Source organism: Luteibacter sp. UNCMF331Sha3.1 (assembly GCF_900109915.1).
Classification (GTDB): Bacteria; Pseudomonadota; Gammaproteobacteria; order Xanthomonadales; family Rhodanobacteraceae; genus Luteibacter.
This window is the reverse complement of sequence record NZ_FOBU01000002.1, coordinates 524,803-541,285: the sequence shown is the minus strand read 5'-3', so window position 1 is coordinate 541,285 and position 16,483 is coordinate 524,803. Positions and strand designations below refer to the sequence as shown.

General features: G+C 63.6%; 13 protein-coding genes. 10 read left to right on the top strand and 3 right to left on the bottom strand.

Features of this window, described 5'->3' with window-relative positions; genetic code table 11:
* Positions 1–82 precede the first annotated feature (82 nt).
* Positions 83–1,441: a type IV secretory system conjugative DNA transfer family protein gene (locus BMX32_RS10760; RefSeq protein ID WP_089978575.1), complete on the top strand. Its 1,359-nt coding sequence runs from the start codon at positions 83–85 to the stop codon at positions 1,439–1,441.
* A gap of 114 nt (positions 1,442–1,555) precedes the next feature.
* Here BMX32_RS10760 and BMX32_RS10755 read toward each other — a convergent pair whose 3' ends face one another.
* Positions 1,556–3,646: a S9 family peptidase gene (locus tag BMX32_RS10755; RefSeq protein WP_089978570.1), complete on the bottom strand. Its 2,091-nt coding sequence runs from the start codon at positions 3,644–3,646 to the stop codon at positions 1,556–1,558.
* 428 nt (positions 3,647–4,074) lie between these two features.
* On the opposite strand from BMX32_RS10755, the gene BMX32_RS10750 reads away from it, so the two are divergent.
* The 7 genes from BMX32_RS10750 (at position 4,075) to BMX32_RS10720 (ending at position 12,708) form a co-directional block, all read left to right on the top strand.
* The gene (locus BMX32_RS10750) at positions 4,075–4,491 is read left to right on the top strand and encodes a pilin (RefSeq protein ID WP_089978566.1); all 417 of its coding nucleotides are present in this window, start codon (positions 4,075–4,077) and stop codon (positions 4,489–4,491) included.
* Positions 4,492–4,563: 72 nt separating this feature from the next.
* A complete protein-coding gene (locus BMX32_RS10745; protein ID WP_089978562.1) occupies positions 4,564–6,507 on the top strand; it encodes a hypothetical protein in 1,944 nt (647 codons plus the stop codon).
* A gap of 107 nt (positions 6,508–6,614) precedes the next feature.
* On the top strand, positions 6,615–7,052 hold the full coding sequence (locus BMX32_RS19020; protein ID WP_089978559.1) for a pilin: 438 nt from the start codon (positions 6,615–6,617) through the stop codon (positions 7,050–7,052).
* A 130-nt stretch (positions 7,053–7,182) separates the two neighbouring features.
* Positions 7,183–9,225 (top strand): hypothetical protein, encoded by a 2,043-nt coding sequence (locus BMX32_RS10735; RefSeq protein WP_244511498.1) that lies wholly within the window; start codon positions 7,183–7,185, stop codon positions 9,223–9,225.
* Positions 9,226–9,299: 74 nt separating this feature from the next.
* Complete coding sequence (gene gmd / locus BMX32_RS10730) at positions 9,300–10,409, top strand: GDP-mannose 4,6-dehydratase (RefSeq protein ID WP_089978556.1); 1,110 nt, start codon at positions 9,300–9,302, stop codon at positions 10,407–10,409.
* A complete protein-coding gene (locus BMX32_RS10725; RefSeq protein ID WP_089978553.1) occupies positions 10,406–11,344 on the top strand; it encodes an NAD-dependent epimerase/dehydratase family protein in 939 nt (312 codons plus the stop codon). Before gmd ends, BMX32_RS10725 begins: the two co-directional genes overlap by 4 nt.
* On the top strand, positions 11,341–12,708 hold the full coding sequence (locus BMX32_RS10720; RefSeq protein WP_089978549.1) for a lipopolysaccharide biosynthesis protein: 1,368 nt from the start codon (positions 11,341–11,343) through the stop codon (positions 12,706–12,708). The genes BMX32_RS10725 and BMX32_RS10720 overlap by 4 nt, the downstream gene beginning before the upstream one ends.
* Here BMX32_RS10720 and BMX32_RS10715 read toward each other — a convergent pair.
* Positions 12,641–13,537 (bottom strand): FkbM family methyltransferase, encoded by an 897-nt coding sequence (locus tag BMX32_RS10715; protein WP_089978545.1) that lies wholly within the window; start codon positions 13,535–13,537, stop codon positions 12,641–12,643. The genes BMX32_RS10720 and BMX32_RS10715 overlap by 68 nt on opposite strands.
* 74 nt (positions 13,538–13,611) lie before the next feature.
* Positions 13,612–14,733 carry a glycosyltransferase family 4 protein gene (locus tag BMX32_RS10710; RefSeq protein WP_089978537.1) on the bottom strand — a complete coding sequence of 374 codons (1,122 nt, stop codon included), beginning with the start codon at positions 14,731–14,733 and terminating at the stop codon, positions 13,612–13,614.
* A 55-nt stretch (positions 14,734–14,788) separates the two neighbouring features.
* On the opposite strand from BMX32_RS10710, the gene BMX32_RS10705 reads away from it, so the two are divergent.
* Together BMX32_RS10705 and BMX32_RS10700 are read left to right on the top strand one after the other, a co-directional pair.
* Positions 14,789–15,559 (top strand): glycosyltransferase family 2 protein, encoded by a 771-nt coding sequence (locus tag BMX32_RS10705; protein ID WP_089978533.1) that lies wholly within the window; start codon positions 14,789–14,791, stop codon positions 15,557–15,559.
* Positions 15,493–16,479, top strand: coding sequence for a glycosyltransferase family 2 protein (locus BMX32_RS10700; RefSeq protein ID WP_170843632.1), 987 nt, complete (start codon positions 15,493–15,495; stop codon positions 16,477–16,479). The genes BMX32_RS10705 and BMX32_RS10700 overlap by 67 nt, the downstream gene beginning before the upstream one ends.
* The last annotated feature ends 4 nt before the right edge of the window (positions 16,480–16,483 follow it).

Genomic DNA, 16,483 nt, shown 5'->3' with positions numbered 1-16,483 from the left:
ACTCGTTGATTGAGCGGACACAGAACGACATCGCCAACCCATAGTGGCATCATCCGCCCCTTGGACATCCACAGGAACAGGCATGAAGCCCTGCAAGTGGCGCCCCGGAGCAGGCCTCGGAGGCCTGGGCGCATGCGCGATCGCTCCGTCCGTCACCCCTCGCTCGCGTATCGGCACACCGCGCGATCTGCGCGACCGTGCATGGCGCGACACCAGCCAGCCGATGCTCTCGCGGCGCGGGCTACGGCGCCTGGCGTTACCCAGGGACCATTCGCTGCTCATCGCATCGGGCGACTACCCCGCTGCGCACGAGGTCCTGCGAGGCCTGCTGCGCGATGCCCGTGGACCCTTGCTCGTCATCGACATGGACGGCGCGATGCACGCGTCCACCGCGGGGTGGCGCACAGAACCCGTACGACGGCTGTCGCCCTTCGGCGGCGACCATCCATGGAATCCCCTCGCCTACGCGTGGACCCCCGAGCGTCTCCGGCGGGACCGCATCACCGAACTCGCGGCGCTCTGGTATCCCGGACGCGGCGAGACGGAACGCGCCATCGCCACGCACGTGCGAAACCTCTTCATCGCACTGACCGGTGCCGTGGACGACGTGCTGCGCCACACGAATACCGTCGCGCCACCCGCGCCCGGCGACCTGTGGCGTCTCGCCATCGATTCGGACGACACGCGCACGTTCCGCGAGCGCCTGTGCACGGTGGCCGCCGCGGACGGCGTGCGCTCCGTGTACGCCAACGTGCTAGCTGCCTGCACGAGGCTCGACGATGTCTCCCTGACGCGCGTGCTTCGCCGTCTGAAGGAGCCGCTCGAGCTCCTCGAACACGAGGCATGCGACACCGGAACGCGCGGCCTCCGCGCGTTCGCGACGGGTACCGGCAGCACCTATCTGCACGTGCCTTACGCGCGGCGAAAACAGGCGACGCCGCTGATCGAAGCCGTCGTCATGCAATGGGTGGCCTCCGCCCGCGATCATGCCGGAGCGACGCTGGCCGTCCATGCGCTGGACCTGTTTCCCGCGCTGCCCAGCCTCACGGCGGCGTCGGGGATCCGTTGCATCGCGACCGTGCGCAACCTCGAGAACCTGCTGCTCGCTTACGACCGCAAGGCACACGACCTCGCACGACGCTTCGACCTCGTGGCCCTGCACGCCCCGGACAGCACCCGGCAGGCCAGTCGCGACGCCGGTGCGATAGCGCAGTGCGCGAAAGCGCATGGCAACCCCGAGGCGGAGCTCGCCACCCGCGATCTCGTCGCCCTCCGTGCCGGAGAGCAGATGCTGATCGGCCCGACGCTACCCAGACCGATACGCTGCCGCATCGCCCGACCCCGAAACCACGCACCCCATCCCATGGCGGATGTGCAGGGCGAGGTCACGCCGTTTCCGCCACCGCTGGCGGCGCTGGCCGCGTCGGTACGCCGCCGATGACGTCGGCCTGTTCCGACGATGGCGATGCGTTACCGGTACCGGCCTCGTGCAGACATACCTGCATCATCGCCAGGCAAGGAAATGGCCGCACGTGGCGGCCATTTCGCTTCACTGTTACTTAGCCTTCGGCGCCGTCCATTCCTTCAGCCAGGCGTTTACCGTTTCGTGCCATTGCACGCTGTTCTGCGGCTTCAGCACCCAGTGGTTTTCGTCCGGGAAGTGCAGGAACTGGCTCGGGATGTCGCGACGCTGCAGCGCCGTGAACGCACCGAGGCCCTGCGTATCCGGGATGCGGAAGTCCTTGCCACCATGGATGACGAGCATCGGCACGCGCCAGTCCTTGACGTGGTTGACCGGATTGAACCGCTCGTAATTTTCCGGGTGGTCGTACTGCGTGCCGCCGTTTTCCTTCTCTTCGAACCAGAGCTCTTCGGTTTCGTAGTACATGGCGCGCGCGTCGAAGACACCGTCGTGGTCGACGAAGCACTTCCACGGCTGGTTCCAGTTGCCCGCCATCCAGTACACCATGAAGCCACCGTAGCTCGCGCCGAGCGCGCAGGCGCGGTCACCGTCGAGGAACGCGTACTTCGACAGCGCGCTGCTCCAGCCCGCCTTCAGGTCGTCGAGCGGTTTGCCGCCCCAGTCGCCCGAGATGGAATCGGTGAACGCCTGGCCGTAGCCGGTGGAACCGTGGAAGTTGACCGTGACGACCGCGAAGCCCTGGCCCGCGTAGGTCTGCGCGTTCCAGCGGTAGCTCCAGCTGTTCGTCATCGCGCCCTGCGGGCCGCCGTGGATGATGAAGGCGACCGGATAGGTCTTGCCGCGCTTGAACCCGACCGGCTTCACGACGTAGCCCTGCACCGTCTCGTTGTTCCAGCCCTTGAAGGTGAAGAACTCGAAGTCGCCCATCTGCGCGCCCTTGAGGCGCTTCGCGTTGTAGTGCGTGATCTGCTTCAGGCCCTTGCCCTTGAGGTCCGCCGTGTAGAGATCGGCCGGGCGCTTCAGGTCGTCGCGCGTGAGCAGGAACTTCGACGCGCCTGCCGAGAAGGCGCCAACGGAACCGTCGGTCACCAGCATCGTCGCCTTGCCCGTGGCCACATCGATGGCGAAGAGCGGATGCTGGCCGTTGTCGTCGGTGGTCGTGTAGAGCGTCTTGCCATCGGCCGACACCTGCAGCGCGCCCGCCGAGCGATCCCACGACGGATCGATCTCGCGGGTGGCACCGCTGGCGAGATCCATCGCCATGATGCCGAAACGATCGGCTTCCGAACCCGGCTCCTTCATGGCGGTGTAGAACAGCGTCTTGCCGTCGGGCGACACGAGCGGGTTCGCATCCCATGCGGGATTGGCGGCGGTGAGGTTCTTCGGCGTGGCCGAGCCGTCGGCCGGCACGCTGAAGATGTCGAAGTTGGTCGACCAGGGCTCCGTCTTGCCGGCGATGCGGGCATCGAAGAACACGGTCTGGCCATCGGGCGAGAACGAGAACTCGTCGTCGCCGCCGAACGGCTTGCTCGGCACGTCGCCGTCGATACCACGGCTCAGCAGCACGGGCTGCGACGCGCTGCCGGCATCGGCGATGTAGAGCTGCGAGCGACGGCCGTCGGACCACGTGTCCCAGTGGCGCACGAAGAGCTTGTCGTACACGACGCCAGACGCCTTGTCCTTTTCGCGCCCGTCGAGACGCTCCTTGGTGCACGCCAGGTCGGCGCAGTCGGTGAAGACGTCGTAGCTCAGCAACAGCTTCGAACCATCCGGCGACAGCTTGAACGCATTGACGTCGAGCGGGCCGTCGGTCACCGCCTCGCCCGTGCGCACCGTGAGGGAAAGGCCCTTGCCGCTCGCATCGGCATCGAACGCGCGATGCCAGACCTGCGCGGTGCCGTCCTTCGGTGCCGTGTAGTAGATGGACTTACCATCCGGCGCCCAGCGCGCGGACGAACCCTTGTCGACCACCTTGACCGGCTGAGGCGGCTTGTTGAGATCCAGCACGTAGAGCGACGTGACGCCCTTGTTCGCCGTGTAATCCGTGGCACGCACCGAGAACAGCGCGTAACGGCCATCGGGCGACAGCTGCGGATCGCCCACGCGGTCCATCATGACCAGATCGCGGATGGAGAACGGATGCGACGAGGCGCTGTCGGCATCGGCGGCCAGCGCGGGGCCGGACGCGAGCGCGAGGGCCAACGCGGCGAAGAGGGGTTTCATCGGTGGAGCTCCCTTGGGTGATCTGGCGGGCACGGTACGGGGCGTGGGGCGGGTGTGCAAGCCGGGCGGCCGACCGACAGCGCGCGCTCGTGCCGCGCATCGCCTTGAATTGACACGAAAAGGCATGCCCATTCTCGTCACATAGTGACGCTGAAGGTCACACGCGGCATCCCTATCGTGACGCGATCTGCAATACGGGGACGACATGTATTGTCTATCCGCCACAGGTATGCAAAATCAGCCCCGCCTGCTTAACAGGGCGAGCCACCACGGCGCATGGCACATAACGTGCTTCGATCCGTAGTGAGCTTCCTGATCGTTTCCTCGGCAATGACGAGGGGGGAGCCGGGCCAGCCTAGGAGGCCCGGTGCCAGGGCTCAGGGGGCGTCATACACCAACGGTTAGCTAACCATTCGAGGAACTGTTCCATGAAGACCATGCAGAAGGGCTTTACGCTCATCGAACTGATGATCGTCGTCGCGATCATCGCCATCCTGGCCGCCATCGCCATCCCGCAGTACCAGAACTACGTGAAGCGCGCCAAGGTGTCGGAAGGCTTCGTGCTCGCCGATGGCGCCAAGCTCGCTGTTGCTGAGACGTTCCAGTCTTCCGGCAAGATGCCGGCAGATGCCACTGCTGCCGGTTATACCGCCACCGCGACGACCTATGTTGAGTCCATCACGCTGGGTACGAGCAACGGTATCGTCACTGTGAAGTACCGCAATATCGGCTCGGGCGTCGACACCAAGAACGTCGTCCTCACCCCGACCACCACCACCGGCGTCATCACTTGGAAGTGCACGGGCTCGGTCTCGCCGCAGTTCCTGCCCTCCAACTGCCGCTAATCGCGTCGTTGTCGTGACATGAAGAGCCCCGCATTGCGGGGCTCTTTCTTTTTCCAATCATAGGCCGGTCGAATGATCGAATTGCTCGAGCGGAATCGCAGCGCACGCGTCGTCGCATTCCTTGCCGCGGCCGCGCTGACTGTCGTCATTTACAGGGGCGGCTTGCATGGGCCGTTTCTCATCGATGACATTCCCAATCTGGATACGATCCAGCGCTGGGTCGAGGGCCGTCTCAACTGGCGCTCCGCTATCGACAATCGTTCGGGCCCACTGGGCCGTTCGGTATCCATGCTGTCGTTCCTCGCAGACGCGGCCCGCAGCGGTGCAATGGACCCTGCCACATTCAAGACCACCAACCTGCTCATCCACATCATCTGCGGTGCGCTAAGCTACGTTTTCTGCCGGCAGATCTTCCGGCGGATGGAGGCGACACGAGAGGTCGCTTCGGCATGCGCCCTCTTCGTCGTTGCATGGTGGCTCTTCATTCCGCTCCACGTCAGCACGGTCCTATACATCGTGCAGCGCATGGCGCAGCTCGGCGCGCTCTTCACGATCCTGGCTTTGACAGTTTATGTCGCGATCCGGCAGCGACTGGAGCGCGGCGCGAGTGGCAGATTCGTGCTGATACTCTGGACCGTTTTCCCCCTGATTGTGGGTGTCGGCGCCTTCGCGAAGGAAAACGCCGTGCTGGCAATTCCACTCGCACTGCTCACCGAGTTGCTTTGCTTTCCGAGTACGCCGGCTAGCCCGCGCCCGCGGCCGGTCACTTGGTTCTTCTTCCTTACGGTTGCCATGCCGGGCATCCTTGCCACGGCCTGGTTGGCGACGCATCCAGCTATCCTGACGTCCGGCTACCAGATCCGCCCCTTCACGCTGACCGAGCGGATCCTGACGGAGCCCCGCGTGCTGTGGTCATACGTCAAGACCATGCTGCTGCCTGTCGGCGACGACATGGGATTGTTTCATGACACGTATCGCCTCTCGACCGGGCTGTTTTCGCCATGGACCACCGCCGCAGCCATTGCAGGCTGGCTCGCGGCGATCGGGCTGGCGATCGCCTTGCGCAAACGGTCTCCACTGATCGCCCTGGGCATCGGCTTCTTTTTGATCGGCCATCTGCTGGAATCGACCGTCGTACCCCTCGAGATCTATTTCGAGCATCGGAATTACCTGCCCGATCTCGGGATACTCATTGCGATCACGGGAGCAGCCCGTGAACTGTGGGCGCGACATCGAACCCCCACGGCCGGGTTCAGGCAGGCCGTCATGCTCGGCGCACCCTCTCTCCTTGTTATCTACGCCGTGGCAACCTGGATACAGGCAGGCGCGTGGGGGAATGCGGACACATTATTCGCGATGCAGGAATCGTACAACCCCGACTCGCCTCGTCTGCAGTCCACACTGGCGGCGCGCGACATCGGTCTTGGAAATACGCAGTCGGCCCTCGAACATATCGCGCTTTCCGAAACTCACGGGCCGGAAAACGAAAAGATGACCGCTACGCTCTGGCGGCTGATCGCCTATCGCAGCGCGAATCTCGCCATACCTCCCGATCTCTACACTGAGTTCGAGCACCGCACAGGTTATCCGATCACGCTCAACGCGATGCGCTATTGGGAGCGCCTGACGGAGCTGGCGGAAGACGGCGGCGTCGACACGCGGCGCCTGGCCAATGCGGGCCGCCGCTGGATCGATCATGACGGCATGCATGCCGGTTCGCAGGTCGTCTGGCGCTCGCGGTATAACCTCGCGCGCATGGAGGCCGCATCGGGAAATCTCGAACAGGCGGAACGCGATGCACGTAAGGCATGGATCGACAGCGACTACAGCAACGGTGTCGCCGTGGTTCTCTTCCAGCTCAACGCGACGCTGGGGCGGCGCGATGCATGCCAAGAGATACTGGCGATGCTGAGGCGGCGACAGGATCCCGGCAATGCCGATCTGACGCAGGCCATCGCGTTGTTCACAAAGGCACTGGCGGACGGAAGCATTGGCCGGCCTGCCCCGTCGAAATGATCATCGGAAGGGTGACACAGGTCACAAAGCCGTGGCATGCAAACTGCATTTCATCCGGACGTCCATCCCCATCCTGGCCCGCCGGCCCACCACCCTTCAAGGCACCTATGAACGACCGCCAGCAGGGCTTCACGCTTATTGAATTGATGATCGTCGTTGCGATCATCGCGATCCTCGCGGCCATTGCCATCCCCCAATATCAGAACTTCATCATCCGGGCCAAGGTGTCGGAGGGGATCGTGATGGCTGACGCCGCGAAGCTCGCCGTGACCGAATCGCTCCAGGCCAAGGGCGTCTATCCAAAGGGAAATCCCGAGGCCGGCTACGTGACGGCCTCCAGCACCTACGTCACCCAAGTCGCCATCGATGCGACGGGCACGGGTGTCATTTCGATCACGTACCGGAATATCGCAGCTGGAGTGAACGGCAAGACCCTGAAACTGATCCCGACGACCCGCTCCGATGTGCAGGTCTTCCAGTGGGATTGCTCGATCGGCACAGGTGGCATCAACCCGGCGTACGTTCCGGCAGTGTGCAGGAAGTGACGCAAGAAACCGGCCTTCGCGCGGCATTCTGTGCTGCGCGCTCGCCAGAGCGGACCCGGAATGGGCGGAATCCGTTGCCCTAAGGCATTGATGCTAGCATTCGGGCCGGCAACCCGCGCCCGAGGCCCTCTTGAATTCCAGCGACACACCGCCGTCCTTTCCGGGGCAGGCGAACACTTCGGATAGCCGCGCGCAGGGACACTTTTTCCACCGCCGCCCCATCCCCGCCTTCGCCGCTCTGGTCCTGACGACGCTTGTCGTATGGATTCTCTTCGCGCCTGGCCTGGGTGGCGGCTTCATTTTCGACGATTATCCGAACATCGTCGACAACGCGCTCGTGCAACCGAAGCATGCATCGTTCTCCGAGCTCACCGCCGCCGCCCTGTCGTCGCCATCCAGCGAACTGAAGCGTCCCCTGGCGTCCCTGAGTTTCGCGACGAACGTTCTCGCCTCAGGTCTCGACGCCTCGGCCATGAAAGCCACGAACATCTTGCTGCACCTCCTCAACGGGTGGCTAGTGTTCTTCCTCTGCCGCCTGCTGATGCGCCGTGTCCATTCGGGCGACAGTTCGATGCTTCGCGATGTTCTGGCCTTCGCGGCCGCGCTCGCCTGGCTGGTCGCTCCGATCAATCTGACGGCCGTTCTGTACGTCGTGCAGCGCATGGAAAGCCTGGCCAACCTGTTCGTGCTCGCAGGGCTGATCGGGTACGTGAGGCTTCGTACTCGCTCACTTTTCGGACCGCGCGATGCGGCCCTTTGTGCGCTGTGGCTCCTGATCTGCACGGGCGGCGGCCTGCTGGCGAAGGAAACCGCGGTCCTGCTGCCGCTTTATGCGCTCTGCGTCGAGGCGATCGTTTTCCGCTTCGCGACCGACCGGCCGCAGGCACGCAAGTCCCTGTACGCGCTTTACATCGTCATCCTCGTCATACCCATGCTGGCAGGCGCCGTATGGATCGTGCCCAGCGTGCTCGATGACGGCACGTGGGCAACGCGCGACTTCACGTTGCGGACGAGACTGCTCAGTGAATCCCGGGTCGTGCTCGACTACATCGCGTGGACCATCGTGCCGATGCGGGATTCGCTCAGCTTCTACCACGATGCCTTCATCCAGAGCACCGGCTGGCTCTCGCCCTACTCGACGCTGGCCAGCTTCGTCGCACTGCTCGGCATCGGCTGGTTGCTCTGGATCGTCCGGAGAAAGGCACCCCTCGTGACCCTGGGTGGCAGCTGGTTCTTCGCCTGTCACACGTTGACCGGCACCGTGTTGCCGCTCGAACTGATTTACGAGCACCGGAACTACTTCGCAAGCCTTGGCATCGTGCTCGCCGTGCTCGACGGCTTGCGTTACGCGTCGTCGCTGCTCGCAGCGAAAGCGCGTGATCATCGCGCGTTATGCATGGCGCCCGCCGTGATCGGACTCTGCTTGCTGGGCTGGTCGGCAGTGCTTACCGCAAGGACCGCACTTGCATGGGGAAGCCCCCTATCGCTCGCCGAAGAGCTCGCCATCCGGGGGCCCGAGTCGCCTCGCGCGCAGTATGAACTCGGCCGCGCCTACATCATCGCATCCCGCTACGACGTGCAGTCGCCCTTCGTTCCGAAGGCACGCATTGCGCTCGAAGGCGCCGCGGCCCTGCCGGGTTCGTCCGTTCTCGCGGAGCAGGCGCTGATCTACATGTACGGACGGATGAATCTCCCGGTGCAGCCCTCGTGGTGGGCCAGCATGCAGGGAAAGCTTTCGCGACAACCTGTTTCCGTGCAGGACGACAGCGCGCTCATTTCGCTCGCCTCTTGCGTGGAACAGGCCCTTTGCCACTTCGACACCGACGACCTCGACAAGACGTTCAAGGTCGCGCTGTCGAAACCCAGCCCGAGTGCCCGCCTGAGCGCCGCCTATGGCATGTTCGCCGGATCGATCCTGCGGGACGACGGCGTCGCATTCCGGATGGCCGCGGCGGCCGTCGCGGCCGCCCCGAATGAACCCGCCTACCGGATCCACTATATCCGGGCGCTTATCCGGCGCGACGACCTCGACGAAGCCGGCCGGCAACTCGCGACGCTCGAGACGATGAACTTCGGGGGACGACTCACGGCCGATATCGGCACCCTTGGGAACGATCTGAAGCGCCGCATCGAGGCACGCCCGGAGACACCCTCCGCAGCGAACGAGCCCTGACCGCCGTCGTATTACAATGCAGCACCGTTGTCGACGCATCGGCTACGGGAAACCCATACACAGCGGACGATGTCGTGAAGCGAGCACTCATTTCGGGAATTACCGGCCAAGACGGCGCCTATCTGGCCGAGTTCCTTTTAGGCAAGGGTTATGAGGTGCACGGGATCAAGCGGCGTGCGTCGTCGTTCAACACCGAACGCGTGGATCATCTTTATCGCGACCCCCATGAAAGCGACCGACGCTTCATCCTGCATTACGGGGATCTGACCGACGCGACGAACCTGATCCGGATCGTCCAGCAAGTGCAGCCGGATGAGATCTACAATCTCGGCGCGCAGAGCCACGTGCAGGTCTCGTTCGAGACACCGGAATACACCGCCGATGCAGATGCCCTGGGAACGCTACGGTTTCTGGAGGCGATCCGCATTCTCGGCATGGAGAAGACGACGCGCTTCTACCAGGCGTCGACGTCCGAGCTCTATGGAAAAGTCCGGCAGACCCCGCAGACCGAGGAAACGCCCTTCTATCCGCGCTCGCCCTACGCGGTGGCGAAACTGTACGCGTACTGGATCGCTGTCAATTATCGCGAAGCATATGGCCTGTACGCGTGCAACGGCATCCTGTTCAACCACGAATCGCCGCGTCGCGGCGAAACCTTCGTCACGAGGAAGATCACGCGCGGGCTGACGCGCATTCATACCGGCCTGCAGGAGAAACTCTTCCTCGGCAATCTGGATGCCCGACGTGACTGGGGCCACGCAAGGGACTTCGTCGAGGCGCAGTGGCTCATGCTCCAGCAGGACGTGCCCGAGGACTACGTGATCGCGACGGGCGAGCAGCATTCCGTGCGCGACTTCGTGTCGATGGCAGCGGCCGAGCTCGGAATCGAACTTGCATGGGAGGGTAGCGGTGAGACCGAACGTGCCCGGGCCGCGAGCGTTCCCGATGGCTCGGCCCTCGAGCCCGGCAACGTCGTCGTCGAAGTCGACGCGCGATACTTTCGTCCCGCCGAGGTGGAAACGCTCCTCGGCGACGCCAGCAAGGCGCGCAGGAACCTCGGATGGCAACCGGCAACGTCGTTCGCGCAGCTGGTGCAGGAAATGGTCTCTCACGATCTGCGCGAGGCGCGCAGGGACGCCCTCGTGAAGCATGCCGGCTTTTCCACCTCGGAGCGCCACGAATGAATCCTTTCGATCTCGACGCTCCCATTTATGTCGCGGGCCACCGTGGGCTGGCAGGCTCAGCCATCGTCCGCCGCCTCGAACACGCGGGCGCGTCGAACATCCTCACCCGCACGAGAGCCGAACTCGATCTGCGCGATCAGGCTGCGACCGAAGCCTTCTTTGCCACTGAACGGCCGGCGTATGTCTTCCTGGCCGCCGCGAAGGTAGGCGGCATTCATGCGAACGCGACCTATCCCGCGGACTTCATCGGCGAGAACCTCGCTATCCAGACCAACGTGATTCATTCGGCCTGGAAGCACGGCACCCGGAAGCTGCTGTTTCTTGGGTCGTCGTGCATCTACCCTCGCGACTGCCCTCAACCCATCAAGGAAGACTATCTCCTGACGGGGCCACTCGAACCGACCAACGAGGCGTACGCGATCGCGAAGATCGCCGGGCTCGCGATGTGTCAGGCGTATCGCAGGCAGTACGGATTCGACGCGATCAGTGCCATGCCCACCAATCTTTACGGACCTGGCGACAACTTCCATCCGGAGAACTCGCACGTGCTCCCGGCGCTCATCCGCCGGTTCGTCGAAGCGGCTAATAGCCAGACCGATCACGTGAGCGTCTGGGGCAGCGGCACACCGTTACGTGAGTTCATGCACGTGGACGACATGGCGGACGCGGCCGTTTTTCTGATGGACCGCTACTCCGACGTCGCGCCCGTCAATATCGGTAGCAACGACGAAGTGAGCATTGCCACGTTGGCACAGACGGTGGCGAGCGCGGCGGGATTTGGCGGAGGGCTGGTCTGGGACACCACGAAGCCGGACGGCACGCCGCGCAAGCGACTCGATTCGTCAAGGCTGCTATCGCTCGGCTGGAAGCCGTCGATACCGTTGCATGAAGGTATCGATTCGACGGTCGCCTGGTACCGCCACCACGTCGCATGACGACGACGCCGAAACGATCCTGGCTTGGGCGGGTCGGCCCAAGAGGTCTCATTATCCTCCGTGCGGGTGGCTGGTCGCTAACCGCGAAGGCCATCGCTGCGGTAAATCTGTTCGTGACGTTCCCATTCGTGATGCGATCACTCGGCGCGGCTGAGTTCGGCGTCTGGGCGACACTTGTTTCAGTGATCACTTTTGTCGGTTTCCTCGATTTTGGGATCGGGAACGGCGCGATGAACATGATCGCCGATGCGCGTGGCCGTAAACGAGACGACGAGATCGCGGCGATCCTCCGAGAGGCGGCGCGCACGTTGATGACGATCGCCGCCATCATGCTAATCGGCGTCGTGTTCGCGGCCTTTCTTCCGTGGTGGCGCATCCTCCGGCTCCCGGCCGCCGAGGCGGCGCAGGCGCGCGTGGCAGCGCTCGTTGTTCTTACCGTGGCCACCGTCAGCGTACCCCTCAGTCTGGCAACGCGTGCGCAGCTTGGTCTCGGAATGGGTCACGTTGCTTTCCGCTGGCAGGCCGTCGGTCAAGGTGTTGCTCTGATCGCGACCATTTTCGCCGCGCTCATCGACGCCGGGCTCGCCTGGCTTGTTGCGGCCTCGCTCACGTCGACCGTTGTGCCTGCCGTTCTCAACGGCGTCTCGCTCTGGCGCCATCCCCTGCATGGCAACCGCCGACCGGTGGCATGTGCGGCTCGACCCGATATTCGTGCGCGTATCCGACGGGATGGTGCGCTGTTTTTCGCTCTGCAGCTGGGCGGCGCCTTGGCATTCACCATCGACCTGCCTCTCATCGCCGCGATCCGTGGCCCGGCTGAAGCTGGCGAATACGCCGTCGTGCAGAGGCTCTTTTCTTTGATCTCGTTATCGTTATCTTTGATTTGGGTGCCACTATGGCCGGTTTACCGGCACGCAATGGCAGCGTCCGAGAACGCCTGGGTCAGCAGGACGCTCGTATGGACGTTAGGCGGGGCTGGCGCATTCGCCCTATTGATAGCGACGGCCTTCGCAGGCTTTTTCCCTTGGATAGCGACGTTCTGGCTACACCGCGAATTTACTGCGCCGGCCGCTCTGCTCGTCGGATTCGTCGTGTGGTCTGCGCTCGATGCGTTAGGCCAGGCCTTCGCGACGTTCCTGAACGCCGCCGGCATACTGACCTTCCAGGTAGCGGTGGCTGTCGCTTTGTCTATCCTGGCCTTGACACTGAAGGTACTCGGTCTTTCGTTCTGGGGCATATCCGTCGTGCCATGGTGTACTGCCACCGCTTACGTGCTGGCCAGCGTCATACCCACGCTCATGCGCTTGCCGGCGTTACTGCGCCAGGGTCACGCCGTTGCGTCAGAAGCTCGAGGAAACTTGTGAGATCGTTTTCGGAGGGCGCGAGAAGCACATCGTGATAGTGGACGGGTCCTACCTTGCTATGTCCGCCCATCAACGCCTCCCAGGATTCGCGATCCGCAAGATCGACCCTCGTGTCGAACTGCCCCGTGTTCGTGAAGGCGGCTGCGCTCTCGTATCCCGCTTCTCGCAGAAACGCCAGACCATCTAGATGCCGATTGATGTGCCCTCTCGTTAGGCTGGGATCCATCTCATAGAGGAGCCATGGATGCATCTCGCGCCACAGGCGCCGACCGCCGACAAGTACATCTACATCGAAGCCATCAGTGTCGATCTTAACGAAATTGGGCGCAACGCCGGGCCATAAACGCTCAAGTGCACTATCCAGCGACGTAAGGCTCGCTACGCGCTCCATCGCCTCACCAACGGTAGTCCCCGCTGTACCACGAGCTGCTGTCCGGATCTGCACGGAACCCTCGCCCGGTCCGCAGGCGGCATCCGACAACGTCACACCGGCGATCTGCGCCGTATTCGCTTGCAAATAGGGAATGAATGACGGGTGCGGCTCGAACGCGAGAAAGGTGTCGCTTGGGACAGGCGCCGTCGACAGTATCGAGTCGCCGACATTCGCGCCAACGTCAACCATACGCAGCCCGCCCTCCCCCCGTATGTAATCGGCGAGATCGCGAAGCATCCGATCGTAAAGGCGATGGCGGGCCCGGTACGCGGGCAACTGATGAGATAGGGGCAAAAGGAAAGGCTGCGATATCCCCTCGACGCGTACCATGCATGGCGCGTCCCGGTTCATGGCAAGCGCAAGGCCCCGTATGGCAAGCGCCGCCTTGCGACGCATTCGCCCCGCCAGCGAAGTACGCTCCGGGTCGATGGCGGAACCTGCGGCAATCCGGGACGACCACCAAGAAGCTCTCACGATTGTCGCTCCGCATAAGCCTCGAGCGTACGACTCGCCGTCCGGGACCAGGAAAAGTTTGCGCTGCGCAAAACACCACGCGCTGACATCGCTTCGAGCTCAGCCTCGTCGCTAAGCAAAGATTCGAGGGTGTCGGCTAGTTCGTCAATATCGTCTGCCTGCACGTACCGCGCCGCACTTCCCCCGACCTCAGGCGTCGAACCACCACCAACCGCCACGACAGGACATCCGGCCGACATCGCTTCCAGTAAGGGGAGACCAAAGCCCTCGTAGCGCGACGTGCAAACGAGGACACTGGCTTGCGCATAAAGCTGCTCCAGCACATCGTCTCCACCCACCAGGTGGACCACTTTTCCGGCCCGAGGCACAAGCTCCCGCTCCGAGGCATCGAGTGGTGGGCCACCGAAACAGACGAGATCGAATTCGCCATGCAGACGAGGTCGAGATCCGTAAGCCGAGAGAAGAAGCCGAAAGTTCTTGTATCCACCACGGTGCCCGACGTATAGAAGGAATGGCCGCGCGCTTTGCGAGCGTGGCAGCACGGACAGCGACGATGCCAAAGGCGTCACGACCATCCGGTCGGCCGGGATACCAAGTAACTCGGCGGCGTCGCGTCTTGTGGTCTCGGACACGCAGAAAATGAGATCTGCTCGCTTGACGGCGGCACGTTTGCGCCGCGACTGCTCGAGACCACCCGTCACTTCGTCAGGGAACAGCTCGCTTATCATGTCGTGCAGCGTAACGGCTATACGGCCTGGACATCGCTTGCCGACGGAATCCATGTACCAAGTCTCATGCACAAGGCCCGGAGCAGACCGCGAGGAAGCAAGCCGGCCGAGTTGGTTCCCGAGCCAGGTTGCCCCCTTGAACGCCGGTACGAGCCGACCACGTACAGCGACGCCCTCGCGGCGCAATGTTTCCACGGCGTCCGTGACGAAGATCGGACTCCTCACGGTCACGGGTACCCCGGCCCTGGCCAGGGCTCGCGCGAGCTCTACGAAATACCGGGAGACCCCCCCGAACCGCTGCGTGACGAAAATGCCATGATCGAACGTGACTTCCGGGACCGGGGATCGAATCGTGCCACTGGCTGGGCCCGCTCGCAGTTCAGCAGTCATTCCCGTCCTCCCTGCGGCGCTTCCTCAGCCATCGAGACGCCGTCATAATGGTGTGATGCCTATTCATTCGTCCACGGCCGAACCAGCTTTGTCTATCGTCATCGCCACGTTCAACGCCAGGCGGACGATCGAGCGTTGCCTCGCGTCAGTCGTGGCGCAGTCGTCCCGCGCCTGGGAACTCATCGTGATCGACGGCGCGTCGCGCGATACGACAATGGACGTCGTCGACCGCTTCTCGGATCATATCACCCACGTCGTCTCCGAGCCCGACACGGGCATCTACGATGCGTGGAACAAGGCGCTTCTGCGGGCGCGCGGACGCTATGTCTGCTTCCTCGGCGCGGACGACGCATTCGCCGAGGAGCATGCCGTCGCTTCCATTCTGGAAGCGATCGGCGGCCAGTCCTACGACCTGGTTTCGTCACGGTGCCGATGGGTCGACGCGAGCGGAAAGCGTCTCGGCGAAGGCGGTGGCGGCTGGGACTTCGCCCGGATCGGCCCGAAGATGCCGTTATGTCATCCGGGGCTCTGGCACGCGCGTGCGCTGTTCGACCGCCACGGCGCGTTCGATACGAGCTATCGGATCACGGGCGACCTGGACTTTCTTCTGCGACTGCCCGCCAGTACGCGAGCGTTGCATGTCGATCGCATCACGGTCGACGTGGAAACCGGGGGCATTAGCCGGGCGCAGACGCTCATGAGGCTTCGCGAACAACGTCGCGCCCTGTCCACATGCCCCCGTTTCGGATCGATACGTGCATGGATGACCTGGGCAAACAAGATGTGGCGATATCCGATCGCCCGCGCGCTCAAACTGCCGTTTTGAACGACGCACGCAGAAAGCTCGATGTCGTGATGCCCGTGTATCGGGATGCCGTTCGGGCCTCCGACGCGATCGAGGCGCTACTGGCGTGCACGGCGCCGGACATGCTCACCGTCCGCCTGCGCATCGTCGACGATGGTTCGCTGGACGGAACTGCCGAGGCGCTCGAGAGCCTATTTGGCGGCCGGATAGACATCGTGCGCCTCCCTCGGAACGTAGGCCGGTCCGCTGCGCGAAACGCGGGTGTCGCGGGATCGGATGCCGATCTGCTTCTCTTCATCGATGCGGATTGCGTGCCCGATAACGAGACGTTCCTCCTCCATCACATCGACGCGATGGCGAACGCCGACGTGTCGATCGGTAGCATCGAGGGCCTGAACGACGGCTTCTGGCACGCGTATCAGGGTGCCGCGACGGCGCGACGCGAACGGCTGTCTCGCCACAGCGCGGCGGCGGCGTTCACGACGCAGAACGTCATGATCGATGCGCGGCTCTTCAGGCGAGTCGGCGGCTTCGACGAAGCGTATCGAGGATACGGTTTCGAAGATCGCGACCTGGCCATGCGCATGATGGCCGCCGGGGCGAGGTTCGGACAGGCCGACGGCGCGCGGGTCGTTCACCGCGACTCACTCGTGCTGGAAAAGGTGTGCGCGAAAATGCGGGAGGCGGGCGAGACCACCGCGGCGCGATTCGCCAGGCTGCATCCGGCCGAATACCGCGCGCTGGGTTACGAGGCGATCGACGCCACGAAGCATCCCTGGAGAGGCCTGATCGCCAGGGCCACGTGGCCGGCGGTACGTCTTGCTGTCCGCTACGATGGATGGATCAACTGGGGATTTCTGCCGTTCGCGGCGCGGAAGACGATGGTCCGCATGGCGGTCGCCATCCATTTCCTTCAGGGCACCATGCGACAGCGGCGGTAAGTTC

Coding starts and splice junctions, on each gene's coding strand:
- BMX32_RS10760 (WP_089978575.1), top strand. CDS start 83: ATGAAGCCCTGCAAGTGGCGCCCCGGAGCAGGCCTCGGAGGCCTGGGC.
- BMX32_RS10755 (WP_089978570.1), bottom strand. CDS start 3,646: ATGAAACCCCTCTTCGCCGCGTTGGCCCTCGCGCTCGCGTCCGGCCCC.
- BMX32_RS10750 (WP_089978566.1), top strand. CDS start 4,075: ATGAAGACCATGCAGAAGGGCTTTACGCTCATCGAACTGATGATCGTC.
- BMX32_RS10745 (WP_089978562.1), top strand. CDS start 4,564: ATGATCGAATTGCTCGAGCGGAATCGCAGCGCACGCGTCGTCGCATTC.
- BMX32_RS19020 (WP_089978559.1), top strand. CDS start 6,615: ATGAACGACCGCCAGCAGGGCTTCACGCTTATTGAATTGATGATCGTC.
- BMX32_RS10725 (WP_089978553.1), top strand. CDS start 10,406: ATGAATCCTTTCGATCTCGACGCTCCCATTTATGTCGCGGGCCACCGT.
- BMX32_RS10720 (WP_089978549.1), top strand. CDS start 11,341: ATGACGACGACGCCGAAACGATCCTGGCTTGGGCGGGTCGGCCCAAGA.
- BMX32_RS10715 (WP_089978545.1), bottom strand. CDS start 13,537: ATGCGTCGCAAGGCGGCGCTTGCCATACGGGGCCTTGCGCTTGCCATG.
- BMX32_RS10710 (WP_089978537.1), bottom strand. CDS start 14,733: ATGACTGCTGAACTGCGAGCGGGCCCAGCCAGTGGCACGATTCGATCC.
- BMX32_RS10705 (WP_089978533.1), top strand. CDS start 14,789: ATGCCTATTCATTCGTCCACGGCCGAACCAGCTTTGTCTATCGTCATC.
- BMX32_RS10700 (WP_170843632.1), top strand. CDS start 15,493: ATGGATGACCTGGGCAAACAAGATGTGGCGATATCCGATCGCCCGCGC.